At 63.8% G+C, this 24,664-nt stretch carries 20 protein-coding genes; 6 read left to right on the plus strand and 14 right to left on the minus strand.

Annotation, left to right across the window (positions count from 1 at the left end):
• A partial coding sequence (locus tag H3O04_RS19245; RefSeq protein WP_202588267.1) for an SDR family NAD(P)-dependent oxidoreductase occupies positions 1 to 182 on the minus strand: 182 nt, incomplete at its 3' end.
• A gap of 41 nt (positions 183 to 223) precedes the next feature.
• Between H3O04_RS19245 and H3O04_RS19250 the strand changes: the two genes are divergently transcribed.
• The 3 genes from H3O04_RS19250 to H3O04_RS19260 all read left to right on the plus strand — a co-directional run bounded on the left by H3O04_RS19250 (position 224) and on the right by H3O04_RS19260 (position 2,584).
• Positions 224 to 1,201, plus strand: coding sequence for an AraC family transcriptional regulator (locus H3O04_RS19250; protein WP_077220513.1), 978 nt, complete (start codon positions 224 to 226; stop codon positions 1,199 to 1,201).
• 73 nt (positions 1,202 to 1,274) lie between these two features.
• Complete coding sequence (locus H3O04_RS19255) at positions 1,275 to 2,132, plus strand: AraC family transcriptional regulator (RefSeq protein WP_124477626.1); 858 nt, start codon at positions 1,275 to 1,277, stop codon at positions 2,130 to 2,132.
• Positions 2,133 to 2,176: 44 nt separating this feature from the next.
• Positions 2,177 to 2,584: a DUF2000 family protein gene (locus H3O04_RS19260; RefSeq protein WP_006480722.1), complete on the plus strand. Its 408-nt coding sequence runs from the start codon at positions 2,177 to 2,179 to the stop codon at positions 2,582 to 2,584.
• Positions 2,585 to 2,614: 30 nt separating this feature from the next.
• Here the strand turns inward: H3O04_RS19260 and H3O04_RS19265 are convergent, their stop codons facing one another.
• The 4 genes from H3O04_RS19265 to H3O04_RS19280 form a co-directional block, all read right to left on the minus strand.
• The gene (locus tag H3O04_RS19265; RefSeq protein ID WP_006480721.1) at positions 2,615 to 2,965 is read right to left on the minus strand and encodes a VOC family protein; all 351 of its coding nucleotides are present in this window, start codon (positions 2,963 to 2,965) and stop codon (positions 2,615 to 2,617) included.
• A 65-nt stretch (positions 2,966 to 3,030) separates the two neighbouring features.
• Positions 3,031 to 3,954: a DMT family transporter gene (locus H3O04_RS19270; RefSeq protein WP_202588268.1), complete on the minus strand. Its 924-nt coding sequence runs from the start codon at positions 3,952 to 3,954 to the stop codon at positions 3,031 to 3,033.
• Between the two features lie 13 nt (positions 3,955 to 3,967).
• Entirely contained in the window at positions 3,968 to 4,954 is a 987-nt protein-coding gene (locus H3O04_RS19275; RefSeq protein ID WP_202588269.1) for a 2OG-Fe(II) oxygenase, read from the minus strand.
• Between the two features lie 29 nt (positions 4,955 to 4,983).
• Positions 4,984 to 5,964 carry a hypothetical protein gene (locus tag H3O04_RS19280; RefSeq protein WP_069231508.1) on the minus strand — a complete coding sequence of 327 codons (981 nt, stop codon included), beginning with the start codon at positions 5,962 to 5,964 and terminating at the stop codon, positions 4,984 to 4,986.
• Between the two features lie 132 nt (positions 5,965 to 6,096).
• Here H3O04_RS19280 and H3O04_RS19285 point away from each other — a divergent pair, with 132 nt between their 5' ends.
• Complete coding sequence (locus tag H3O04_RS19285; protein WP_006480717.1) at positions 6,097 to 6,948, plus strand: LysR substrate-binding domain-containing protein; 852 nt, start codon at positions 6,097 to 6,099, stop codon at positions 6,946 to 6,948.
• 93 nt (positions 6,949 to 7,041) lie between these two features.
• On the opposite strand, the gene H3O04_RS19290 is transcribed toward H3O04_RS19285, so the two are convergent.
• The 5 genes from H3O04_RS19290 to H3O04_RS19310 form a co-directional block, all read right to left on the minus strand.
• Positions 7,042 to 7,743: an ABC transporter ATP-binding protein gene (locus H3O04_RS19290; protein ID WP_011694813.1), complete on the minus strand. Its 702-nt coding sequence runs from the start codon at positions 7,741 to 7,743 to the stop codon at positions 7,042 to 7,044.
• Positions 7,743 to 8,516, minus strand: coding sequence for a high-affinity branched-chain amino acid ABC transporter ATP-binding protein LivG (gene livG, locus H3O04_RS19295; RefSeq protein WP_202588270.1), 774 nt, complete (start codon positions 8,514 to 8,516; stop codon positions 7,743 to 7,745). The genes H3O04_RS19290 and livG overlap by 1 nt, the downstream gene beginning before the upstream one ends.
• The gene (locus H3O04_RS19300) at positions 8,513 to 9,784 is read right to left on the minus strand and encodes a high-affinity branched-chain amino acid ABC transporter permease LivM (RefSeq protein WP_202588271.1); all 1,272 of its coding nucleotides are present in this window, start codon (positions 9,782 to 9,784) and stop codon (positions 8,513 to 8,515) included. The genes livG and H3O04_RS19300 overlap by 4 nt, the downstream gene beginning before the upstream one ends.
• Positions 9,785 to 9,795: 11 nt before the next feature.
• Positions 9,796 to 10,722 (minus strand): high-affinity branched-chain amino acid ABC transporter permease LivH, encoded by a 927-nt coding sequence (livH, locus tag H3O04_RS19305; RefSeq protein ID WP_012339584.1) that lies wholly within the window; start codon positions 10,720 to 10,722, stop codon positions 9,796 to 9,798.
• Positions 10,723 to 10,905: 183 nt separating this feature from the next.
• Entirely contained in the window at positions 10,906 to 12,024 is a 1,119-nt protein-coding gene (locus tag H3O04_RS19310; RefSeq protein ID WP_072441880.1) for a branched-chain amino acid ABC transporter substrate-binding protein, read from the minus strand.
• Positions 12,025 to 12,809: 785 nt separating this feature from the next.
• Between H3O04_RS19310 and H3O04_RS19315 the strand changes: the two genes are divergently transcribed.
• Entirely contained in the window at positions 12,810 to 13,463 is a 654-nt protein-coding gene (locus H3O04_RS19315) for a hypothetical protein (RefSeq protein ID WP_202588272.1), read from the plus strand.
• A gap of 999 nt (positions 13,464 to 14,462) precedes the next feature.
• The gene (locus tag H3O04_RS36810; RefSeq protein ID WP_442862835.1) at positions 14,463 to 14,606 is read left to right on the plus strand and encodes a hypothetical protein; all 144 of its coding nucleotides are present in this window, start codon (positions 14,463 to 14,465) and stop codon (positions 14,604 to 14,606) included.
• Positions 14,607 to 15,186: 580 nt separating this feature from the next.
• Here H3O04_RS36810 and H3O04_RS19325 read toward each other — a convergent pair.
• From H3O04_RS19325 to tssF, 4 genes are all read right to left on the minus strand, one after another.
• Positions 15,187 to 19,806 (minus strand): DUF6531 domain-containing protein, encoded by a 4,620-nt coding sequence (locus H3O04_RS19325; RefSeq protein ID WP_237666354.1) that lies wholly within the window; start codon positions 19,804 to 19,806, stop codon positions 15,187 to 15,189.
• Positions 19,807 to 19,813: 7 nt separating this feature from the next.
• A complete protein-coding gene (locus H3O04_RS19330; RefSeq protein ID WP_011547149.1) occupies positions 19,814 to 20,236 on the minus strand; it encodes a DcrB-related protein in 423 nt (140 codons plus the stop codon).
• 28 nt (positions 20,237 to 20,264) lie between these two features.
• On the minus strand, positions 20,265 to 22,385 hold the full coding sequence (locus H3O04_RS19335; protein ID WP_202588273.1) for a type VI secretion system Vgr family protein: 2,121 nt from the start codon (positions 22,383 to 22,385) through the stop codon (positions 20,265 to 20,267).
• Positions 22,386 to 22,517: 132 nt separating this feature from the next.
• The gene (tssF, locus tag H3O04_RS19340; protein WP_202588274.1) at positions 22,518 to 24,392 is read right to left on the minus strand and encodes a type VI secretion system baseplate subunit TssF; all 1,875 of its coding nucleotides are present in this window, start codon (positions 24,390 to 24,392) and stop codon (positions 22,518 to 22,520) included.
• Between the last annotated feature and the right edge of the window lie 272 nt (positions 24,393 to 24,664).

Raw genomic sequence — 24,664 nt, forward strand, 5'->3', positions numbered from 1 at the left:
GCGCGAATGCTGTCCGCGTTCGTCACGTCCAGCGGCAGCACGCGCAAGCGCTCCGACGGCGGCAGCACGTCGTCGTTCGGCTGGCGCATCGTCGCGACGACCTGCCAGTCGCGCGCCAGGAAATGGCGCGCGATTTCGAGGCCGAAGCCGGAGGAACAGCCGGTAATCAGTACGGTCTTCATGCGAACTCCTCGGGTGTGTTGAGCATGTGTCCGTACGATAGATGGCCGGAACCGTATTCGCTACAATCGACAATCCGCTTTTCTTTTGCGAGAGTCCGGCCATGATCGACCCGCTGACCGAAGTCGTGACGCTGCTGCAACCGGGCGCGCGGTACTCGAAGTACGTCCGTGGCGCGAGCCCGTGGGCGATCAGCCGCACGGTCGCCGGCGAGCCGTTCTATTGCGCGGTCCTCGACGGCGGGTGCCGGATCGCGATCGACGGGCACGCGCCGATCGAGCTGCTGGCCGGCGATTTCATGCTGATTCCGGCGGCCTACGGCGTGGCGATGTCGAGCCTCGAACCGCCGCCGCCGGGCGTCGACACTGCGCCGCCCGTCATGCTCGACCACGGCGAATACCGGATCGGCGATCCGGCCAATCCAGTCGACACGCGAATGATGGCCGGCAACTGCAGCTTCGGTTCGCCCGACGCGGCGCTGCTGGTGTCGTTGCTGCCGCGCTTCGTGCACGTACGCGGCGAGCCGCGGCTGACCACGCTCGTGCAGCTGGTGCGCGACGAATCGCGCGCGCAGCGGCCGGCCCGCGAGATCGTGCTGGCGCGCCTGCTGGAAGTGCTGCTGATCGAGGCGCTGCGGTTCACGACCGGCACGCATGCATCGCCCGGCCTCGTGCGCGGGCTCGCCGACAGCCGCCTCGCGGCCGCGCTCCGCCGGATGCACGAACGCCCCGCGCATCCGTGGACGATCGTCGAACTCGCGAAGGAAGCCGCGCTGTCGCGCTCGACGTTCTTCGAACGCTTCAGCCGCGCGGTCGGCGTCGCGCCGATGGAATACCTGCTGACATGGCGCATGGCGCTCGCGAAGGATCTGCTCCGCCGCAACGAAGGCCGCATCGCGGAGATCGCGGCGCGCGTCGGCTACAGCTCGGCGAGCACCTTCAGCGTCGCGTTCGCGCGGCACGTCGGCCGGCCGCCCGCGCAATATGCGCGCGACGAACAAGCGATGGTGAGCGAATCATGACCCGCACCCGTCCTCCCTGTTCCGCCACCCGCAACCCCGTTCCGTCACGCCACGACGACGTTCGAGGCCCCCGATGACGACCGACGCCAAGGCAGTCGGCACGACCGACCACTGGCTCGTCGCGCGCCGCGACGCGGAAACCGGCATCGAAAGCCTGCACGCGCATTTCAACGGCCATGCGTACGATGCGCACGATCACGACGACATGCTGGTCGGCTTCACCGAACAGGGCGTGCAGCGCTTTCAGTGCCACCGCTCGCTGCACACCAGCGTACCGGGCCGCGCGATCCTGATCGAGCCGGGCGCGATGCACGACGGCCATGCACCCGAAGCCGGCGGCTTCACGTACGGGATGCTGTACCTGCCGCAAGCGTGGGTCGAGCGCGCCGCGCGCCGGCTCGACCTGCCGGGCCTCGGCAGCGTCGAAGCCACGTTCGGCCATACGCTCGTCGACGATCGCGGCCTCGTCGACGCGATCCGCAACGCGTTCTTCGCGATCCACGACAACGAAGGCCGGCTCGCGCGCGACCAGACGCTCGACCGCCTGCTGATACGGCTCGGCAGTCAACTGGGCGGCCCGCTCGCACTGGAAAGCGGCGTCGTGCCGCCCGCGATCGCGCGCGTACGCGACCTGCTGCACGAACACATGGACGGCAACCTCGGCCTCGACGAACTCGCGAGCGTCGCCGGCATCGACCGGTTCCGGCTGACGCGGATGTTCCAGCGTGCGTTCGGCACGTCGCCGCACGCGTACCTCGTGCGCTTGCGGCTGCGCGCCGCGCGCAAGCTGCTGGCTGCCGGCCGCACGCCCGCACAGGCGGCCGCCGACGTCGGCTTCGCCGACCAGAGCCATCTCGGCCGCTGGTTCCGCCGCGCGTACCGGATCACGCCGGCCGCGTACCGGCAACTCTGCACAAACGTTCCAGACTGATCGCGCACGAGGTCCGATCATGGGCGCTCCAACCAGGAGCAAGCATGTTCGATACCAAAGTAGCGCTGATCGTGCGCGACGATCTCGCCGCGTGGCAAAAACTCAACGTGGTCGCGTTTCTCGCGACGGGCGTCGCGGCCGGTGCGCCGGACGCACTGGGCGAGCCTTACGAGGATGCGGCCGGGCGCCGCTACAGCCGGATGCTGGGCCAGCCGATACTGGTGTTCGCGGCCGATCTGACCGGATTGCAGGCCGCGCATCGGCAGGCGCTGTCGCGCGAACTGACGATCGTGCCCTACGTGCGCACGATGTTTTCGACCGGGCACGATGCGGCCAACCGCGCGGCGTTTCGCGCCGAGGATGCGGACAATCCGGATCTGGTCGGCCTGGCGTTGCACGGGCCGAAGAAGGCCGTCGACAAGGCGGTGAAAGGGCTGGCGTTGCATGCGTGAACGCCGGCGTGCCCGGTTCGCCGTCGCCGGTCAGCGATGCGCGAGCACGTTGACGAGCTTGCCGAACGGGTCGCGCACGTAAAACCGCCGCACGCCCCACGGCTCGTCGGCCGGCCCGTATTCGACCGAAATGCCGGCCGCCCGGACCCGCGCGAGCGCTTCATCGACATCGTCGACCTCGATCGACAGATCGGGCGTCGACGTGCCCGATCCGCCCTGCGACGCGAAGCTGATCTGCACGTCCATCTGCTCGGCGTTGCCGTAGGTCGCGATCCAGCCGTGGTCCATCAGCAGGTCGAGACCGAAGATCCGTTGATAGAAGCGCTTTGCGTCGTCGATCGAGCGCGTGTCGACGTTGGCGACGATCCGTTTGACTTTCATCGGGTTCCTTCACGAGTCGGGCAGTCTCGCGAAGCTACACCGGAATCGCGCGCGCAACCAGTGCGTCAGCGGCCGGCCGTCTCCAGATCCGCGCAGCGCGGCCGCGCGGGCCGCGCGCCGGGCTTGCCGGCCAGCCAGACGCCGATCGCGACCACGACGATGCCGACGTAGGTCGTCACCGCGATCCGGTCGCCGAACATCCACGCGGCCCATAGCAGCGTCACCGGCGGTTCGAGATAGACGAGCGTCGCCACGCGCGTCGCCGGCATGCGCTTGAGCAGCGCCCACAGCGACAGGTAAGCGATGAAGGTCGAGAACACCGTCAGCCACACGACCGATACCCACACGTTCGGCTGCGTCGGCACGTGCAGGTCGCCGGTGACGATCCCGCACGCCGCGAACAGCACGAGGCTCACGCCACCCTGCACGAACAGCGGCAGGAACAGCCCGTCCTCGTTGCTGCGCGCGGCCGTCAGCGCGCGGCGGCGCTGATAGATCGTCGCGATCGACAGCCCGAACGCGGACACCAGCGGCAGCAGGTACATGACGATCCCGACCGACCCGGCCGGCAGCGCATATTGGCCGCCGATCACGATGCCCACGCCGACGAACCCGACGACGAGCCCGGCCCACTGGCGCGCCCCGCGGCGCTCGCTGCCGCCGAACGACGTCATCGCCGCCGTAATGAGCGGCTGCAACGCCGCGACGATCGCGGCGATGCCCGGCGGCAGGCCATGCTGGATCGCGACGTACACGCAGGCCAGATAGAGGAATTGCGACAGGAAGCCGATCACCGCGTGATAGCGGATTTTCTCGAGCGTCAGGCGCCCGAGCTGCCGATTGAGGACGATCGCGAGGCACAGCGTGACGAGCAGGAACCGCCAGAACAGCAGGTTGAACGCGCCGGCCGTCTCCGCGCCGAGCTTGGCGCCGATGAACCCGGAACTCCACGACAGGACGAAAACGAGTTGAAGCAGGAAAAGCTGCATGGCGCGACGGTTCTCAGAAAGTGGCCGGAGCCAGGCGCTGGTCGCCCAGATCGTCCGGGCGGATCGGTTCGATCCCCAGGCGGCGGTACTGCAGCTCGGCGTCGTCCCTGAGGGCACGCCGCAGCGCCAGCCAGTTCACGACGGTGCGCGCAATGCCGTCGTCCGACGCGAGATGCCAGAACCCGTTGTCGTCCTCGCGCGTGTAGGGGCAATGAAACGACAGCACCAGCGACATGCGACGCCCGGCCTCGACCGGCTCGACGCCATGAAAGAGCTTGCTGCCGTAGATCAGCAGCGCATCGCCCGCGACGTCCAGATTCGCGGTCCTCACGTGCCGGCGCTCGGGATCGTGGCGATCGAACGCCTCCGCCCTCGATTCGTAGAACAGAAAGTTGCCGCCGGCGTAATCGGCGCGATCCGACAGCACGATGTTCAGCACGAAGCTGGTGCCGTCGGTGTGCCACATGCCGAGTTGCGCCTTGCCGTCGCGCTGACCCGTCGGATAGTAGTAGTTGAACTGCGAGCGCGCATTGGCCATCGGATACGGGATCAACGGCACACCGGCGAGACGCGACACCCGCAGCAGGAATGCGCGATCGTGCATCATGTCGTCGATGAAGCGCGAGCGGTTCGTCACCGCACGCACGCGCTTCGAGATGATCCAGTTGCTGCTCGACGCGCTGCGTTCCAGCGCGCGGCCGATCCCGCGCAGCGCGTCGACCGCTTCGTCGGAAAACAACCCGCGCAGGTGACACACCGCGTTCAGCGCATCCGAGCGCGTGCCGCGCATCGGCACGTCGCGATAACCGAGATCGTCGAGGTTGCGGCGGTAGCGCACCTCGTAGCCATCGCGCAGGCACGCGCCGCTCCAGCGCATCGGTTCCGTCGATGCGTCGAGCGTGCCGCCGACGTTCGCGCCGCCGAACAGCGACGTCCGTAGCGCCAGCGTCACCCGGCCGAACCCGCGCGCAAATACCGGCAATGCATGTCCCTTGTCCATCGCGTGCCTCGCTGTCGACGTTTCGCCATTCATCCCTTGAACTGCGCAATCTGGTACACGACGCTGCCGTCCCCGCTGTGCAATTCGTCGATCACGCGGCAATTGCCGTGGCTCAGGCGGACGTGGCGGAATTGCTCCGGCGTGTATTTCAGGCAGACGTTGGTGATCAGATGCCCGTCGGCCCCCGCTTTCGACACCGGCTGCAGCGTGACCGCCACATGGAACTGGTCGCCGAGCAGATTGAGCCGCACGATCGAGACATGATGCTGGCCGAGCGGCTCGAAGCCCTGCTGCCGGCTGACGATTTCGGAGAACCGCACCATGTTCTCGTTCTGGTAGAAGTCGTAGATGGGCTCTTCGCGCCCTTCCACGAGCAACTGCATCTCCGACACGACGTAAGTCGACTTGCCGCCGAGATTGCGAATCAGCCGGCCGATCGTCACCGGCAACTCGTTGCCTTCCTGGAACCCGAGCATCGTGATGAACGTCACGTCCTGGCCCAGGTCGATATGGTTCCACTGCACGTTCCGGTAATCGTCGGCGATGTAGTTGAAGCAGCCGGGCGTTTTCAGGAACGGCATGATCGCGTGCCGCATCGCGTCTTCCGACGACTCGTTGATGTCGACGGCCGTGTAACGCAGATGATCCGGCCCGCCGCCGCTGACCGCCTTCATCAGCTCGGTCGTCTTGACCGGCTCGGGGCCGAGCTCGATGTAATGGACATGGCGGCCGCGCGACAACGTCGCGAGCCGCTCGCTCAATGCACCGATCGCTTCGCGCAACGAACCCTTGCCGTCGCGATCCGCGCACAGCGCCGGGCTTCGCACGCCCAGCTCGTTCAGGTTGCGCATCAGCGAAAAGACTTCGCGCCCCGCTTCCCGTCGCCGCGCGTCATCGCCAGTGCGATGCAGCGTCGAATATTTTTCGTGATTCTCGACCGTCCATACCGACTCCGCCTTCAGCTTCCTGTCCCGCACCAATGCATCTACGACAAAATCATTGATCGACATGAATCGTTCCCCGGATGCGTGCAACGCCCGACCGGCTGCCTGCCGTTGTCTGCCTGTTGACCCGAGAATAGGGATGCCCAATAATTCCGTCAATCGACATTACCTGAATCACTGATTCGGAAAAACAAAATCATGCCGCGCACCCTGGACGTCGACCTGCTGCGTACCTTCCACGCCGTCGCGAAGCTCGGCCGCTTCAAGGATGCGGCCGTTCATGTGAACCGCAGCCCGTCGTCCGTCACCGCGCAGATTCAGAAGCTGGAAGAGATGGTCGCGCAGCGGCTGTTTACGCGAAACAACCAGGCGGTCGAACTCACTCAGTTCGGCCACAAGCTGCTGAGCGACACCACCGAGTTTCTGTTGAGCCACGACCGGCTCGTCGAATCGCTGTCGCCGCAGATGCTGACCGGCAAGCTGCGGCTCGGCATCCCCGATTCCTACGCGGCGCACTTCATGGCGGAATTCCTGCCGCGCTTCGCCGCCGACCGGCCGCTGCTCGAACTGACGGTCGAAGCGCGCTCCAGCGAAGAGTTGCAGCTGCTGTTCGCGCGCGGCCAGCTCGACATCACGATCGCCGTGGTGCCGAAAGCGCTGCCGCACGCCGAGCTGCTCAGCAAGACCCATCCGGTGTGGGTCGCCGCGCGCACCTTCAAGTTCAATCCCGATGCACCGCTGCCGATCGCGGTGCAGCTGCAGGGCTGCCCATACCGCGACACCGCGCTGAATGCGCTGAAGAAGGCGAAGATCGCGCACCGGATGCTGCTCGAAAGCGCCAGTTCGCCGGCGGTCGAAGCGTGTATCGCGAACGGGCTCGCGGTCGGCCTGATCGAGCACGATCGCGTGTCGGGCAACCTGACGAGCCACGTCGCCGGCATCGTGCTGCCCGATCTGCCGCCGCACCTGATCACGGTGCTGACGGACGACAGCAATCGCGCCGCGCTGCATCTGCGCGACGTATTGAAAAGCACGTTCAGGATCGGATAGGGAAGACAAGGCCGGGAAACCGGCCTTGCAAGCAGAAACGAACCGCCGGAAAAACTGCCGCCGGCCCGTTGCAGGCCAGCGGCTTCCCGTCGATCAACCGCCGAGATACGCCTGCTTGATGCGGTCGTTCGCGAGCAGGTTCGCGCCCGTGTCGGCCAGCACCACGCGCCCCGTTTCGAGCACGTAGCCGCGATCGGCCACGCCGAGCGCCTTGTTCGCGTTCTGCTCGACGAGGAACACCGTGACGCCTTCGTCGCGGATCGTGCGGATGATGTCGAAGATCTGCGCGATCACGAGCGGCGCGAGGCCGAGCGTCGGTTCGTCGAGCAGCAGCAAGCGCGGCTTGCTCATCAGCGCACGGCCGATCGCCAGCATCTGCTGCTCGCCGCCCGACATCGTGCCGGCCCGCTGCGTCGCGCGCTCCTTCAAGCGCGGAAACAGCTTGAACACGTGCTCGATGCCGTCGTCGATTTCGTGACGGCTCGCGAAGAAGCCGCCCATCTTCAGGTTCTCGAGCACCGTCAGGCTCGGGAACACGCGCCGCCCTTCCGGCGAGATCGCCATTCCCTGCCGCATGATCTGGTGCGTCGACATCGCGGTGATGTCGTTGCCCTCGAACAGCACGCGGCCCGACGACGCGCGCGGCGTGCCGCACACGGTCATCATCAGCGTCGTCTTGCCGGCGCCGTTGCTGCCGATCAGCGTGACGATCTCGCCCTTGTTCACCTCGATCGACACGCCCGCGAGCGCTTCGACCGCGCCGTAGTGCGTATGGACCTGTTCCAGCTTCAGCATCACTCTTCCCCCAGATACGCCTTGATCACGCGCGGGTCGTTGCGGACCGCTTCCGGCGTGCCGATCACGATTGGCCGGCCGTGCTCCATCACGAGGATGCGGTCGGACACGCCCATCACGAGGCTCATGTCGTGTTCGATCAGCAGCACCGATACGCCCAATTCACGGCGCAGCTTGTCGATCAGGTGCTGCAGCTCGATCTTTTCCTGCGGGTTGAGGCCGGCCGCCGGCTCGTCCAGCATCAAGAGGCGCGGCTCGGTGATCATGCAGCGCGCGATCTCCAGACGCCGCTGGTGCCCGTACGACAGGGTGCCGGCCGGCCGGTTGGCGACCGCCGTCAGCCCCATCCGGTCGAGCCACACGGCCGCGCGCTCGAGCGCTTCCTTCTCGGCGTGACGGTACGCGGGCGTCGCGAACAGGCCGTGCAGCAGCCCGGCCTTCACCTTGCGATGCTGCGCGACGAGCAGGTTCTCGACCACCGTCAGCGACTTGAACAGGCGGATGTTCTGGAACGTCCGCACCAGGCCCTTCAACGCGATCTTGTGGCTCGGCAGCCCGGCGATCGCGTGGCCGTCGAGCACCACGTCGCCGCCGGTCGGCTTGTAGAAGCCGCCGACGCAGTTGAACACCGTGGTCTTGCCCGCGCCGTTCGGCCCGATGATCGCGAACACCTCGTCGCGGCGCACGTCGAAATCGATGCCGTCCACCGCGAGCAACCCGCCGAAGCGCATCTGCAGCCCGGCCACCTTCAACAGTTCTGCATTCGCGCTCATTGCGGCAGCTCCACATGAGGACGGCTCGCGGGCAGCAGGCCCTGCGGACGCCACATCATCATCAACACCATCACCAGACCGAAGATCAGCATCCGGTATTCGGCGAACCCGCGCGCGACTTCCGGCAGCACGGTCAGCAGGATCGCCGCGAGAATCACGCCGAGCTGGGAGCCCATCCCGCCGAGCACGACGATCGCGAGGATCAGCGCCGATTCGATGAAGGTGAACGATTCAGGATTGACGAGGCCCTGACGCGCCGCGAAGAACGCGCCGCCGATGCCCGCGAACGCCGCGCCGAGCGTGAACGCCGACAGCTTGATGCGCGTCGGGTTCAGGCCGAGCGAACGGCATGCGATCTCGTCGTCGCGCAGCGCTTCCCATGCGCGGCCCATCGGCATGCGGATCAGGCGGCTCGTCACGAACAGCGTGAAGCCCACCAGCAGCAGCGCGATCAGGTACAGGAAGATCACCATGTGCTCGCCGCTGTATTCCAGCCCGATCAGTTCATGGAAGGTCTTCGCGCCTTCGACGCTCGCCGAGCGCGCCATCTCGAAGCCGAACACCGTCGGCTTCGGAATGCTCGATATGCCGTCCGGACCGCCGGTGAGGCTCGTCAGGTTGTTCGCGAGCAGGCGGATGATTTCGCCGAAGCCGAGCGTGACGATCGCCAGATAGTCGCCGCGCAGGCGCAGCACCGGGAAGCCGAGCAGGAAGCCGAACGTCGCCGCGGCGATCGCCGCGATCGGCAGGCACTCCCAGAACGACAGCCCGAAATACTGGTTCAGCATCGCGTACGTATAGCCGCCGACCGCGTAGAACCCGACATAGCCGAGGTCCAGCAGCCCCGCGAAACCGACCACGATGTTCAGCCCGAGGCCGAGGATCACGTAGATCAGCGCGAGCGTCGCGACGTCCACCGCGCCGCGCGAGCCGAAGAACGGCCACACGAGGCCAACGGCGAGCAGCACCCAGATGATCACGCGCTGCTGCTGTGCGCCCATCGCGGGCGCCGCCGGCAGCTTCACGGCCGCTTTCGCGCGCATCAGCCACGGCTTGAACAACTGGAACAGGAACACGGCCGCGACCGCGATCCATACCGGGCGCCAATGCGGCGTCAGCACGACCTGGTAACCATCGAGCTTCAGTTGCAGCCCGAGCACCGGAATCGTGAGGATCGCCGTCAGGATCGCGGCGGCCACGGCATTCTTCAGCGCCTGGCCGAACGACGCGTCGGCGGCCGGGCGGCGAACGGAAATGACTTGACTCATCTGCGTCTCCCTCAAACCTTTTCGATGTCCGACTTGCCGAGCAGGCCGGTCGGGCGGAAGAGCAGGATCAGCACGAGCAGGCCGAACGCGACCACGTCCTTGTACTCGGCCGGCATGTAGCCCGCGGCGAAGGTTTCGGCCAGGCCCAGCAGCACGCCGCCGAGCATCGCGCCCGGAATGCTGCCGATCCCGCCGAGCACTGCGGCGGTGAACGCCTTGATGCCCGCGACGAAGCCGATATACGGATTCAGCTTGCCGATCGTCAGCCCGATCAGCACGCCGCCGACGGCCGCCAGCATCGCGCCGAGCACGAACGTGAACGAGATCACGCGGTTCGTGTCGATGCCGAGCAGGTTCGCCATCTTCATGTCCTCGGCGCACGCGCGGCACGCACGGCCCATCCGCGAATGCGAGATGAACAGCGTGAGCGCGATCATCAGCACGAGCGTCACGCAGACGATCAACAGGCGCGCATACGGAATCGTCACGTCGTAGTCGCCGCCGAGATGGATTTCGAACGCGCCGGAGATCAGCACGGGCACCGACACGTCGCGCGCCCCCTGGCCGATCTGCACGTAGTTCTGCAGGAAGATCGACATGCCGATCGCGGAGATCAGCGGCACGAGGCGCGGGCCGCCGCGCAGCGGGCGATACGCGACGCGCTCGACCGCGAAGCCGTACAGGCCGGTGACGATCACCGACACGATCAGTGCGGCGCCGAGCACGAGCGGCAGCGGATAGCCGGCGGAGATGCCGATGGCCGTCAGGGTCACGAGGCCCACGTACGCACCGATCATGTAGATCTCGCCGTGGGCGAAGTTGATCATGCCGATGATGCCGTAGACCATCGAATAGCCGATGGCGATCAACGCATAGATCGCACCCAGCGTCAGGCCGTTGACCAGCTGCTGGGCGAATTGAGGAAAGAAGTCAGTCATGTGCGGGAAGCTCCCGTTGGCGCTGGGTCGCATGCCGTCGCCGGATCACGGCGCTCGGCCGCGCGCAACGCACGGTGTCGTCTCGGGCCGCCCTCCTTGGCCGCGCACGGGGAATGCGCGGCCAATACGCACCCGCCCCGTCCGGGTTTCGGACAGGGCGGGCGCATGGGCGGGTACTCCGTCTTACTTGGCGGCGGTCTTCGTCGCGTCCTTGTGCCACGTGTACACGACGAACTTGAACGCCTTCAGGTCGCCCTGTGCGTCATACGCGACCTTGCCGATCGGCGTGTCGAACGTCGTCTTGTGCATGTACGCGGCGACCTTCGTCGGGTCGGTCGTCTTCGCTCCCGCGATCGAGTCGGCGATGATCTTCACCGCGGCGTACGCCGGCATCTGGAACGGGCCGTTCGGGTCGCGCTTCTTGTCCGCGAACGCCTTCACGAGCGCCGCGTTGGCCGGATCGGCCGAGAAGTCGGCCGGCAGCGTGACCAGCATGCCTTCCGAAGCCGGGCCGGCGATCGCCGTCACGTCCTTGTTGCCCACGCCTTCAGGCCCCATGAAGGTCGCCTTCACGCCCTGCTCGCGCGCCTGGCGCATCAGCAGGCCCATTTCCGGGTGGTAGCCGCCGAAGTAGACGAAATCGACGCCTTGCGACTTCAGCTTCGTGATGATCGCCGAGTAGTCCGAATCGCCGGCGTTGACGCCTTCGAACAGCACGACCGGGATCTTCGCCGCTTCGAGGTCCTTCTTCACCGACGACGCGATGCCCTGGCCGTACGACTGCTTGTCGTGCAGGACCGCGACCTTCTTCGGCTTCACGTTGTTGATGATGTAGTGCGCGGCGGCCGGGCCTTGCTGGTCGTCGCGGCCGATCGTGCGGAAGATGAAGTGGCGCTTCTTGCCTTCCGTCAGCTGCGGCGCGGTGGCCGACGGCGTGACCATCACGATGCCTTCGTTCTCGTAGATGTCCGACGCGGGAATCGTCGAACCCGAGCACACGTGACCGATCACGTACTTGATTTTCTGGCTGACGATCTTGTTGGCGACGGCGACGGCCTGCTTCGGTTCGCACGCGTCGTCCATCATCACGACTTCGAACTTGTTGCCGCCCGCACCGCCGGCCGCGTTGATCTGTTCGATCGCGGTCAGCGCGCCGGCCTTCACCATGTCGCCGTACTGGGCGACCGAGCCGCTCATCGGACCAGCGATGGCGATCTTCACGGTTTCCGCTTGCGCGGCGGCGGCGCCGGCGGCGAACAGCACGGCGGCGACGGAAATGGACGTAAGACGGGACAGCGTCATCTGGGAGCTCCTCGATGTTGTTTAGTCATACGGGCAAAGGCGGCATGACTTGCGCAATCGAACAGCACCCGGGGCGAGGACATGGGACACGCCCGAGACACATAGAAGACGGAACTCCAGCGGAATGTTGCGTAGCGGGGCCCGGCTCTTGCAGTCCCCGAAGGGGACGTCTGGTTCGGAAAGACATCGTGATGCGTCTTGCATTGCGCAAGCGTTTCGCCTGCCCCGCTTGCCAACTGCTCGTTCGGAAGGATGGTCCGACAGCCGTTGGCAAGGCAACCGAAATTATATGGGCGTTTTTTAATCGTCTGTCAAAAATGCCTGTCGACCGAGGGAAAACACGTAGGCTTTTGAGATAGTGGGTGGCGATCACGGCGCAACCTCGGGGAGGCGAGAACGTTTGCCTCGAGTGCAATCGGGTAGCTATTTTGGCAAGAAGGTAGGGCGGGTTCCTTGCTGGGCTTGGCGTTCGGCGATGGAGACTCCCCGGTGATGCGTTTTTTAGGTTGCCGAGGGCTCTGGTCGCTGGAAATCAATCGACTGATGATTGTGTGAGCACGCACCAGGACGGGGCGCTCGATGAGGCGGCAAGTTTTACTGTTTACCTGAGAAACTAAACAATTTGAAAGCTTTTTGATATTTCCGTGAAATAATACGAACTCGTTTCTGCAATCCAGCCAGCCCTCCCTGCAAGTCGCGTTCACCGCGCCTCGCAGTCGCTTCAGGGCCGCTTCGACGCACCCTCGTCGCTCAGCCGCCAGCCAGTGATCTGCCGTTTTTGTTCAATGCACATCACCTGCTTCGGATCGCCCATGAATTGCCCAATCCGCTTTTCTTCCGCCGCCGCGATCGCGTGCGCGCTTTCTGTTTCTGCTTCCCATGCTTCAGGACGCGATACGCTGACCGATCGGTCGGCCGGTGCGAACGTGTTTCGCTCGGAGCGGCGTGCGGCTGCTCGGGATGATGGACATCCGGCGCGTATGAGCCGCCGACGGGTGCAGTTCGCTGCGCCTGCCGAACGTAGCCCGTTCGATACGCCGGATACGCGGCCGTTGAGGGTGACAAGCGACGCGCTGGTAGCGCCGCTGCCCGCTTCTTCCGGGCGTGAACCCGATTTTGTCTTGCCGCCGAACCGCGTCGCGCTCGGCGCGGGCGGGAGCGATAGCCTGGGTCGCGCAGTGCCCGGGTATGAGCAGCGCGAGCAGAACTGGAATGAATACCTGCGCGCGAACGGCTCTCGGTTTGCTGCAAGGGGCGGTTCGTATGCGCCGCAGCGGCCGTACGATGCGCCGCGCGGTCCGCATGGGGCGCCGAATCCGTTCGATCCGTCGGTGCCGCAGCCAGAGACGCGGACGTTTTATGACAATGGATCGGGGACGAAGTGCACGGCTACCGGTGGGGTGGGGACGTCGCGGTCGTCTTGCGATATTGCTTGGTGAGGTGGGGTTTTGGGGTAGCTGCCGCTTAGGGCTGGGCTACCCTGTCCGGCGCGGTGCGCGACGTTGCGCAGCGCGGTCGCCTCTGTCGGCGTTGCGCTTGCAGCTGCGTGACGATCCGCCCGTCAACTCAATCTCGATCCACATCTTTCGGGCCGGAACAAAGCACGCATCGTTGACCAGCCGCCGTTAGTATAGATTCCCGCGTCTTCTGGACCGGTGATAATCGCCGAAGGCGTGCAGTAGGCTACCGTCTTCGGCGTACTGTGTGGCTGCAGTCTTCGGCAGCAGTACGAAGCTGCGCGGCATAGCTGCTCGGCGCCGTACTGCCTACAGGCGTTCAGCACCTCCTGACGTAAGTGCAAGCTCACATATTTCCCATTGTTCCGCAGGACCGCAGGCTTCACCACGTCGACAGTACCTTCCGCGGTCATACGCCACGCTTAGCTGCAGCCACTATAGCGATAGGCCTACGCCTGGCATCCATCGCGAAATGGCCGGAGAGCATTTTCCAGCTACCGCCGCCCGCAGCAACATCTCTTCTCCGGATTCCGGAGAAACTTTATTTCTCAAAATTCGGAATATTTTCCAACCGTCGATTCCATCGCAGTATGTTGCGAGCTTGCTTATTAAGTTACGTTCGCGGGACAAAGTTATCGAGCTCTCGAGCATCTGGAAAGTTCTCTTTGGCTCGTTCGAACGTGAGGAAATACGGGGAGCGAGCTTCCGCAACAATTTCTAGAAATTGATCACAATTCTTGCACCGGTACAACTCTTTGTGCCCGGAAATATTTATACCAAAATATTCATAGTTAGCGCTCGTTCCGCCAAAATTGCGACACTTTACGCACGACATCAGAATCTCCTAATTAGAGCCCAGCCTCCATCGTAGCGATAAAGCCAAATACCGCGCTCCAGCATCACGACCTTTACGAGCATGCGGCCGCGGCGACGCCCGGCACGATCCCCGTGATCGATACACACCAGGAAGGCGATGGGCGTATGCGCGAGCCGCTCGATATCGTCGACGGGCAGGCGGCAATGCCGAAGCGGCCCGGGCTCGGAATCGAGCGCGACATGGCGCTGCGTTGGTCGCCACTAGGCGTTACACTCCACCGCCGCTTCGACCTTCCTGAAAAAACCTAAGTGTCTTCTTGTTCATGGCTCGATTCTCCAAATAATACGAGCCTTCACTAAATTCGACGCAGCTCAACTTGCCTTATCACATTACCATGATCGGTTGTTTAAGTGCACCAGCATTCACCGATCCAATTCTAAATAACCCTATTCCACGAACCGTTTTCTGCCCGCTCCGGTTCCACGAATACCCAAATCGAATGGCACCGAGTGCAGCGATAGTACATTGCAGAACCTGCTGATCCGCTCCCTTCGGAGTCGAAAGGAGGCGGGGCAATTTCCGCGAGGACTCCACTGATAACAGCAGCGTCACGACGTTGCGAATATTGCTGATATTCCAAGCGTGATACGAACTGTTTGGGCGAACCGACCCAGAGACAGTGCGTGCATGCCGGGAGCAACTGCGCGATCACTCCGTTGCTCTGTGCTTCGCTTCCCCTCCTCAACTTCAGTAATTGCCCTCGTGGAATTTGTGTCTCGACACGAGCGCATTCGTTATCTAACCATACACGCAGTTGCTGCAAATCAATGTCTCGATCGCGATAGCGACGGAGCATCCTCTGAAGATCTTGATCCATGGTATTCACACTCATTTTTCGACCGGAATAATCCAGTCGTCAGACCACGATTTGGTTGTTCCCATGAACTGATTCTGTCCACCGGATCCGGCCGCGGGGTAAAACGATGTCTCGGGCTCCCATCCGACCGGTAGCTTTCCACCGAGCGGTCTCGGAACCGTTGCAGAAGACAGCTCTGATGTCGGAATCTTCAACAAAACATCCGGTGGTCCCCAATGCTGGAAAACCTGACCACGGTCCATCAGCACGCCTTGATTCGTCCCGACGTAGTCTGTCGACATGTAGGTTCCCGCACCCTTGTAGCCACTGATACTGCCTTGCTTGCGGTAATTTTCGACAGCTCTCCAAGTGGTTGCGCGATAAACGTAGTCCTGTGACGCAATCTTCTGATCCAAAGCGGCTTGCAGCGCATCACCCTGATTTCGATTGCGCATCAACTCACGATATTGCTCCTTTGTCAGCGAACGTTCACCTGGCCCCGGGCGAACACCACGGCCACTCAAGCCCTTATCGACTTGAGGTTCATTAGTGTTACAAGTAGCGAGGCCGAGAGGATCGAATTCAACGAAAGGATCGGCGACGTAACCTTGCGTCCGCAACCCGCCTTCAAGTCCAATTGGATCAGGGGTGAGGTACTGTCCCGAATCCGGATCGTAGTAGCGATTCAGGTTGTAGTTGAGTCCCGTTTCGTCGTCCGCCCACTGGCCGGGGAAGCGCAGTGCCGTGTCGATCGAAGTGTTTTGCGCATCATTCGCAGCTCGCTTGGCCGGCAGTAGCTTCCCCCACACGGAGTACGCGGCCTTCCACACCGGCTTGCCATGTTCGTTGAACACCGTCTTTGGCAGACCGACCTGATCCGTCACAATCGGATACAGCCCGTCGTCGGTCTCCTGCGCGAGCGGCGAAAAACTGCCCGGCTCGATATGCCAGGTCACGACTTGGCCCGTCGTACCATCCCGCTGCTCGATCCAGCGCTCGGCAAGCATCGGACCGTCCCACAGGAACCTCACCGTTTCACGGCCGCCGACTTGCTGCTTCTCGATCCGGCGATTGAAAGCGTCATAGCGATACGCCCAAACACCGCGCTCGGGCGTAACGACCTTCACGAGCCGATTGAGGCCATCCCACGTGTATTGCCACGTTTTCGGCCTGAACCCCGGCTGTTCGACCGTCTTCTCGATCGTGCGGCCACGTGCATCGTATTGATAGCGTGCGTAGCCAACCTGTTCCGGCAGACCTCCGCGGCGATAGTGGTGGGCATCCACAGGTGCCCGTTGCCCGTGCGCGGCAATGTTCATCACAGCGTCATAGCGGAAGTGCTCGCTTGGCTGCAGCAGACTTTCTGCGGAGATGATCTGGCCGCGCTCATCGCGCTGGTAGGTGAGCGTATCCGCGCCGGTGTCGACTCGCTCCAGTTGCCCGGCTGCGTCGTACTGATAGACCTGCCGCGTCAATTGCTCGAGCGCCCGGGCCGGATCGGCTTGCAAGGCATCGAAGGCTACGGCAGGCCCCGCAATCTGCCGGCGTATCCGGCCGAGCGCATCGTACTGTTGCTGCGCGACGAAATCTCCCGCCTCACGGCCGATCTCGCGCCCTAACCCATCACGCCGGATCGTCAGTTCCCCGACTTGCGTCAAAGCCCCGGATACATCGTACGCATAGGCGGTCTCGCGCCTAGGTGTCATCCGCAGACGGCGTTGTCCATCGGCGTCGTAGACGTGCCGCAACAGTTCGCCGTGCTGATCTTCGCCGATCAAGCGGCCATTCCTGTCGTAGGCAAAGCGCGTCACATGAGCGTGCTCACCCTGGACCTCCGCCGACGCCAATCGGCCGCTCGCATCGTAGCGGTAGGCAAGCTTCACGTCGCCGGCATCGATCTCGATGAGCCGGTCGGATGCATCGTATGTATAGCGCCACTGGCCACCGTCGGGCAGTGTCTTCGTCAGCAGGCGACCAACGGCATCGTGCTCGTATTCGGTCGCGCGGCCTCCCCAGTCAATTTCGGCCGCGAGACGCCCGGCCGCGTCGTAGCGGTATGTGTAAGTCTCTCCCAGCGCATTGATAACCTTCGTCAGCCGGGTCGCATGGTCGTACTCAAAACGCGTTGCATGTCCGGCCGCGTCGATCGACGCAGTAAGCAGGTCGAATGGACCGTAGGTTCGCTGGATCGTACGTCCTAGCGGATCGATCCACTCGACGGGCAGGCTCTCGCTGTTATAGCGTGCCCTCGATACCGAGCCATCGGGGCGCGTAACCGCGCTCAGCAGACCGCGCGGATTTGCCGGACCGTCAGCATAGTCATAACGCGTCACATGCCCATCGGGCGACGTTTCCTCCAACAGCCGGCCCAGTACGTCTATCCTGCGCCTAAAACGCGCCCCCGTTGGCAATTCGATGTCGGTCAGCCGCAGCCGGTCATCGTAGTCCAGGCGCGTCTCGCGATCACCTTGAACCACTCGCAGCAGTTCGCCACGGGGCCCATAGCGATAGGTCGTTTTGTTGTCGTCCGGCTCGGTCCGTGCAATCAACCGATACAGATGGTCGTACTCGAGCTTGATCGTGCCGCCGTTCGGCAAGCGCGCCCCGGTTAGGCGCTGCTCATCGTCATAATCGAAGTCAACCGTCCTCCCTGAGCTTTCGACGACCGAAGTCAGTTGGCCTCGCTCGTCGTATCGATAGTCCGTCCGTCGGCCAAGCGGATCAATCCGGGTCATCAAACGACCAAGCTCCCATTCGGAGTAAGTGCAATGACCGAGCGGATCAGTTTCGGCCGTTACAAGGCCTTCGTCGTTATAGGCGTAGGTCCATTCGCCATCGACGTCAATCACGCGTGTGCAGCCGGCTTCGTAGATGAATCGGCCCGTGTGATAGCCCTGCCGTGTACCTGTTTCGACTACACGACCAGCGTCGTCGTACCGATATCGAACATCGGTCTGGTCTGTATCCCGCCATTGGGTCATCCAGCCGTGTTCGTCGTACGCGTAATAGAACTGCCCAAACTGGAAGCTCGCCACATGGGTAAGCATGCCGTTCTGGTAGTCGTAGCCCACAAGCGTTCTGGAACCACCGTCCGCATCATGGAGGACGATCCGTTGCAGCCGCCGGCCGTGCCCGGGATAGGCAATCTCGAGCCGATAGCCGTCGCTATGGGCCATGCCGCTCAGACGGCCGGCAACATCGTAGGAAAGAACGATCTTGTTGCCGTCGAGGTCCTCGATTCGTTCGAGGCGAGACGAACGCCCATCGACGAGCGGCGCGAAAATACGCAGTTGCCGCGTATCGCGATCGAAGATGCGCGGTTCGAGCCGGCTTCCGACCAGCCGATAACGCGGCTCGCGCAAGTTGATGCCGTTGAGCGCCATATCGGGCGCGTCAAAGCCGATCACAAGGCCAGCGCCGTCGTGGTATCTCACGAAGCGGCCACCATCGAACGTCAATTGCTGCGACCAGTTGTCCGACCAGCGGTGACCGAGCAATCCATGATCGTCCGATCGAGTCCGATAGCGTCGTTTGAACTCGAGAGGGAGGATGCCGGGAATGACGAGATCCGTCCGGATCTCGAGCATTTCTCCGGACACAGGATCAACCGGGTCCTTGCACGTCGGCCGGTTCTCGTCCTTGATGCCCTTCTGTTCCGCGGATCGGGTGGGCTCGGGCCGGAATTTTTCGCGCAACCCCCGCAGCCCCTTGCCGGCAAATTTTCCGACTCCGCCCCCTACGATCCCGCCGAGCAAACCCGCCAGGAATTCCTGAGTCGCGGACAGTTCCGGGTTCTTCGGACCGTACTGTCCAGTCGTCTTGTCGATCCAGATGCTGTTGCGCCCCGAATTGACCTTGCCGCTACAGTGCGTTTCGTGGCCGATCCGCACCAGCGGCAGGCCATTGACGAACACGGTCTTGCTGCCGTCGACGAGTGCCTGCGGCACGCCGGAATGGTGATCGCATTTCACCAGGTCCGTGACACGCGCCACCTTCTTGCCTTCGAAGTACACATTGCTCGAACCGGTGACGATCTCGCCACAGTTGGTGCCCATGCTCTGGCTCGCCGACGCGAGCGCACTACCCAGCGTCAGGCCACCCGCCATGCACGCGCCGACAATCAGCGCGCCGGCGAGTCCACCGGTTGCCACGGTCGCCGCCACTGCCACGCCAATCGCGACTCCCACGGCAATACCGGCGAGAATCCCCATAAAACCCGACGAGTGCGCAATCCGATCGCCAATGCAGGCGGGGTGCGGGTCGCCGCGACCGATCGTGAGGCCGAGCGCGTCGCCAACCTGCGTGAATTCCTTCGATAGCCAGCCGGTCACGCCAACCTTGTCGAGCGCCCACGCACCGCCGACCGCAATCGCCAGCGGAAGCATGACGGTGCCCGCCGCAATCGCGCCCGCGCCCAGTGCTGCCCCGCCGGTCGCGCCACCCGCCAGCGCCGTACCGGCGGCACCCAGGCCGGCGGCCGTTCCCTCGACGGCGGTCAGGCCCGCGTCGGCGCCGAGCATCCCATAGTTGAGGTGCTCGTAAAACGGCTGCTCGGCCGCTTTCGCGGCTTCACCATCCTCCAGCCTGGCGATCTGATCGAGACGCTCCTGGGCGCTGCCGCTCGGCTCGTTGTAGTTCGGCGTGTCCGACATTGCGGCCTCAGACCGGATCGCGCAACTGAAGGCTCTGAATCACGGTCCGGATTTGTTCGCGCTGTGTGTCGCTCAGCGTACCGGGCGCGGTGAAGGTGAGCATCAGGACAACCTGCCCGTATTCCACCATCGTCAGCCGCTGATGAATGAGCGCCTGGTTGTTCGTCCAGGTGAACTCGTGCACGTGTGCAGCGCGCCCGGATACCGTGGCGTCTTCATTCGCGACCTCGGCGTAATCCGGAACCTGCTTCGCCACTTTCCGGATTTCGCTCGTCACATATTCGGCGAACTTCATGCCCCACGGCAGCCGCTCGCGCGTGATCACGAAACTCACGCCCTCCGTGCCAGTCGCCGCCGACACGAACACGTTCATCGTTTTGTCCTGCCATTCCACGGGCAGCGCCAACGTGCCTTCCTGCATCTGGTACATGCTTTGTTATCCTTATTGGTTATTGGTATTAGCCGTTCTTCGGGTTGATGTCGGTTCGAGCAGCCTGGATATTGATATTGCCGTCATCCAGATGGATCACCGACTCGCCCTTGTAGATATCGATCGAGTCGGCTGTCATGTGGATCCGCGTGCCGCCGTCGCCGCCGATCTTGATCCAGAGTTCCTTGGCTTCCAGCGTGTGCACACCCTGGGGCGTCTGATGCAGCGTATTGCCCTGCACGACAACGTCCGACAGGTTGCCAACCGCGATAGCCGTCGTATGGTTGCCCTTGCCCACCTCGACAGTCCGGTCGCCTTTGAGAACCTGAGTCCACTGCGCATCCTCGACCACGGTATGCATGTCCTTCTGCGCATGCATGTAGAGCATCTGCGCACCATTGACGTCGCTCATCAGCAACTCGTTCGACCCCTGCCCCTTGTGCGTCTGGCTCTTGATCCCCATCGTCTGGCCGGCCGCGCCGTGATACGGGTTGCCCTGCTCGCCGTTGAACACGCGGCCGACGATCACGGGGTTATCCGGATCGCCCTGATTGAACGCCACCAGCACTTCCTGCTTGATCCGCGGAATCGCGGCCGCGCCCCACCCGTCGCCCGCCCACGGCTGCGACACGCGCACCCACATCGAATCGGAGCCGTCCTTCTTGCCGCGCCGATCCCACGGGAAATGCACTTTCACCGCGCTGCCGTTCGTATGAATTTCCTCGCCCTTCGGCCCGACGACGATCGCCGACTGCGTGCCGTGAATTACGGGCTTCGGCGTCGCGCGCGGCGCCCGGTACGGGATCTTCTTCGGCAACAGCGAGAAGCTGTTGCGGTACGGCAGCTTCGCGCTGTGCTGCGTATAGTCGTTCACGGCCTCGTGACGCACGTGCAGGATCACGTATTCCTGGTTGTTCTCGAGGACGGGATGATTCGCGACGGTCACGGCGCCGGCCGTGGTCATGCGCCACGCGTAGCCGCCGCCCGTGTAGCGATGGGCTTGCGCCTCCTCGGCCTCCATCGCGAAACGGGCGTAGCGGTTGCCGTCGTCGCCGTGGTCGTACAGCGACTGGTGCTCGAACCGCTCGGTCGCATCGAGCCGCGCATGCTTGAGGTTTTGCGGCCCGGCCTCGACCAGCATCAGCGGCGACGACGGATTCTCGTGGTTGAAGTCGCGGAACGTGACCTTGCCGACGCCGAAGCGCCGGCCTTCGTGCAACTGGTCGATGCCGCTGTCTTCGCTGGCCTCGGTCGCGGCGAACGGCACGGTGGCGAGCCCGTCGATCGGGCGGAACAGCAGGTTCGTGTCGCCGATCACGAGAAAGTGCTTGTCCTTCTCGTAGCGGTGCGTCCACACGAGCCCTTCCTGCTCCATCAGCCGCGCGCAGAAGTTGTAGTAGCTCTCCTGGTACATCACGACGTACTCGAGCGGCTTCTGGCTGGTCCGGATGTCGAACGTGAAATCGGAAAAACCGTGTTCCTGGAAGATCTCGGTGAGGATGTCCTGCGCGGTCTTGTTCTGGAAGATCCGGCAGTCGGTCGAGCGCGTGAGGAACCAGAACCACGGCACGGCCGTCAGGTGGTATTGCGTGACGTTCCCGGGATTGCCGGCCCGGTCGAACGACGCGACGTAGCCGTCGAAGTAGCGGTCGCCCTCGACTGCCCCCGACGCGACGACGCGTTCGAGCGTCGACAGGCGCGCCTGCTGATCGAAGCGGATCTTGACCTGCTGGCCGATCAGGTCCTCCGGGCGCAGGTCGTGGCGATGCGACAGCAGGTCGAGATGGATTTCCGGCAAGCGGTTCACGTGCTCGTCGACGACGGCCGCGCTGACCAGCAGCACATCCGGACCGAGCGGCGTATCGAGCGTCACGTAACGGTTGAGCTGGGTCAGGCGCGCGGGGTTGGCGGCGCCGTTGATCGCTTCGGCGATGGCGCCGGGCGTCTTCTCCATCAGCGAGAAACCGGTCTGTGCGAGCTGCAGCGCGCGCTGGACGGTGTCGACGTGCCCGGCCAGCCCCGCGAGCGGCCCGAGGCTGCCGGCCACACTCGACGCCACCGGGCCGGCGAGGCCCCCGAGCGCGCTCAACGAGCCGAGCGCACTACCGCCCAATCCACTGGGAATACCCCCGTTCGGAGCGAAACTCATTCTTGTTCCTTGCGTGTGATCTCAGGTTCCATGAGCCGGCTCGCCGGCCCGCAGCCCCGATAATGTAGGGTAAAACCCGACCGCTTGAAAGATGCCGCAAACGTTTTCGTTCGGGCCCTGAAAATCCGAAAACTAGACCAGCGGCTGGGTGCCCGGACGCGGCGCGCCGCGCCGAAGCGGCGCCCCGGTAGCGGCCGAAAACAGCACGACCTGCACGAAACTGGTGACCGGTACGTAGGGTGCGAAAAGCCGCTCCATCACGTGCGCGAATCCGCTCAGGCTGAACGCGGCGAAACGCTGCTCGTCCACGACCAGCCGCACTTCCAGCCCGTGTACGAAAGCCGATGCCGGCTTGCCGGGCAGCCAGCACCGCACGCGCGCCGTCGACAACGACACGATCGCATCGAAGCGCCGGCCGGCGTCGACGGCGTCTTCCGCCCAGCGTGCGCAAAGCCGCCTGAGCTGGGTCAGGCCGCCCTTGTCCAGTCGGATCGCCTGCGGCACGAGGAGCGACAGCAGATCCCACAGCTCCCCGTAGCGAAACGCGGGCGGCTGGCTCCGTGTCGGCCGGTTCAGCAGCGAAATCGTTCCCAACGGGTCGCCGCTGGGCATCGCCAGCTCGCGCTCCCGCATCCCGGACAGATCGCCCTGCGTGCAGGACAGCTGGATCTCCAGCTTGCGATGGCCGGGATCGGCAGGGCGTCCGTCCTGGTCGACCAGTTCCAGTTCGACGCCGCGAAGCGACTCGGCGGTTTCGGCCGGCGTCGGGGTCGTGTCCGCCTCCTTGGACCGGGAATCAACAGGCTCCTTCGGTGCCCGCCGTGCCTCGTCGCGCAATACCGTCCAGAACAATCCGGGACGCATGCCCGTGCCATGCTGCAGCGACCGGAACGGTGCGAGCGTCGACGCACCCGAGTCGAAAACATGACGAACGGTATCGATCGACCAGATCGCCGTGCGCGACGCTCCCGCTTGCGCAAGGGCCTTCACCGCGTAATGGGCGCAACCGGCGCGCGTCTCGATCGGCTGGGCGTCGTCCTGAAACAGGTTGATGACCGGCGCACAAAACAACCGGACATGGTCGGCCGTGGCGGCAGCCAGGCGCTGGGCACGGTGCGAATCCGGATGCACGCCCGCGATCGCCAGGTGGAGCACGACGCGACGTCCGCTGCCGGCGATTCGCTTGATCGCCCGCATGTCCAGGTCGACAAAGTCGAAACGCTCCGGCACCGCGCAATATGTCATCAGCAAATGGAACGGCCAGAGGACATCGTCCGGCCGCACGTCGAGCAGCGCGTCGGCGGGCTCGAAGCCGACGGCCGTGAACATCGCCTCCGGGAGGCGCTTCCAGCGCGTTGAATCGTCTGCTTCGGCGAAGCCTCGGCCGGCAAGAAGCAACGCGGCATCGGTGAGCGCCGCGACGATTTCCCTCGCGCCGGTGAAATGCAGACGCAATCTGTCCGGCACGATGCCGAACGTCGCCGTCGGTGTGGTGAGCTCGAACGTGAAGGTCAGCAACCCGGTCGTTTCCGGAGGCAGTGCGACGTCGCGCGGCGCGACCGCCGATGTCGTATAACGCACCGCCGACACCGTCAGCGGCGCGATCGCAATGTCATCTTCAATGCGAAATACTTCCTTGCCGATCGGTGCGATCAGCCGATCGCCACGAGGAACGACGCGCGGCCCAGTCGGTTCGCTGCCGAAGTCGCCATGAAATTGCGCAATCGCACACGACGGAAACGGGCGCAGGAAAACGCCATACAGCGTATCGAGAAAACTGTGCGTAAACGCAGGCACATCATCGTCGAGACGGACGTCGTGACACGCTGCCATCAACGCGAACGACTGCAACAGGCGTTCGACGTGCGGATCGTCCGAATGCCCGCCGGTGATCGCCAGCCGAGCGGCTACTTTGGGAAAGCGTTGAGCAAACGTCTGCATCGAACGGCGCAGCAGCGTCATCTCGCGTTCGAAGTGCGGCAGTAAATCCTTGGGTTCGATGGCCATATTCGTTCCGTCCTTCGCTGCATGTGCATGCGACGATGCAGCACTCAAAAAGGCGGAACGATCTTATTCGGACAACCCGGCTTTCGATTTCCAATGAATCGAAATGACGTCATTCTGGCGATGACGAATCCAGTCGATGACCATCCTGAATGCCGCGAGCACCAAGGCTTGCCGCGTCCAAACCGCCGCTCGGACATTCTCGTGTCAATGGTGACGAATCGTTAAAACAGACGGTACAGCATGCATGTCGGCGCGGCGACCCACACGCAACG

This window comes from Burkholderia sp. KCJ3K979, from assembly GCF_016759955.1.
In the GTDB taxonomy this organism is placed as follows: Bacteria; Pseudomonadota; Gammaproteobacteria; order Burkholderiales; family Burkholderiaceae; genus Burkholderia; species Burkholderia orbicola.

Bases quoted from the DNA above. Each gene is read 5' to 3' on its own strand.
- H3O04_RS19250 (WP_077220513.1), top strand. From the start codon at position 224: ATGGCCGGAACCGTATTCGCTACAATCGACAATCCGCTTTTCTTTTGC.
- H3O04_RS19255 (WP_124477626.1), top strand. From the start codon at position 1,275: ATGACGACCGACGCCAAGGCAGTCGGCACGACCGACCACTGGCTCGTC.
- H3O04_RS19260 (WP_006480722.1), top strand. From the start codon at position 2,177: ATGTTCGATACCAAAGTAGCGCTGATCGTGCGCGACGATCTCGCCGCG.
- H3O04_RS19265 (WP_006480721.1), bottom strand. From the start codon at position 2,965: ATGAAAGTCAAACGGATCGTCGCCAACGTCGACACGCGCTCGATCGAC.
- H3O04_RS19270 (WP_202588268.1), bottom strand. From the start codon at position 3,954: ATGCAGCTTTTCCTGCTTCAACTCGTTTTCGTCCTGTCGTGGAGTTCC.
- H3O04_RS19275 (WP_202588269.1), bottom strand. From the start codon at position 4,954: ATGGACAAGGGACATGCATTGCCGGTATTTGCGCGCGGGTTCGGCCGG.
- H3O04_RS19280 (WP_069231508.1), bottom strand. From the start codon at position 5,964: ATGTCGATCAATGATTTTGTCGTAGATGCATTGGTGCGGGACAGGAAG.
- H3O04_RS19285 (WP_006480717.1), top strand. From the start codon at position 6,097: ATGCCGCGCACCCTGGACGTCGACCTGCTGCGTACCTTCCACGCCGTC.
- H3O04_RS19290 (WP_011694813.1), bottom strand. From the start codon at position 7,743: ATGCTGAAGCTGGAACAGGTCCATACGCACTACGGCGCGGTCGAAGCG.
- livG (WP_202588270.1), bottom strand. From the start codon at position 8,516: ATGAGCGCGAATGCAGAACTGTTGAAGGTGGCCGGGCTGCAGATGCGC.
- H3O04_RS19300 (WP_202588271.1), bottom strand. From the start codon at position 9,784: ATGAGTCAAGTCATTTCCGTTCGCCGCCCGGCCGCCGACGCGTCGTTC.
- livH (WP_012339584.1), bottom strand. From the start codon at position 10,722: ATGACTGACTTCTTTCCTCAATTCGCCCAGCAGCTGGTCAACGGCCTG.
- H3O04_RS19310 (WP_072441880.1), bottom strand. From the start codon at position 12,024: ATGACGCTGTCCCGTCTTACGTCCATTTCCGTCGCCGCCGTGCTGTTC.
- H3O04_RS19315 (WP_202588272.1), top strand. From the start codon at position 12,810: ATGCACATCACCTGCTTCGGATCGCCCATGAATTGCCCAATCCGCTTT.
- H3O04_RS36810 (WP_442862835.1), top strand. From the start codon at position 14,463: ATGCGCGAGCCGCTCGATATCGTCGACGGGCAGGCGGCAATGCCGAAG.
- H3O04_RS19325 (WP_237666354.1), bottom strand. From the start codon at position 19,806: ATGTCGGACACGCCGAACTACAACGAGCCGAGCGGCAGCGCCCAGGAG.
- H3O04_RS19330 (WP_011547149.1), bottom strand. From the start codon at position 20,236: ATGTACCAGATGCAGGAAGGCACGTTGGCGCTGCCCGTGGAATGGCAG.
- H3O04_RS19335 (WP_202588273.1), bottom strand. From the start codon at position 22,385: ATGAGTTTCGCTCCGAACGGGGGTATTCCCAGTGGATTGGGCGGTAGT.
- tssF (WP_202588274.1), bottom strand. From the start codon at position 24,392: ATGGCCATCGAACCCAAGGATTTACTGCCGCACTTCGAACGCGAGATG.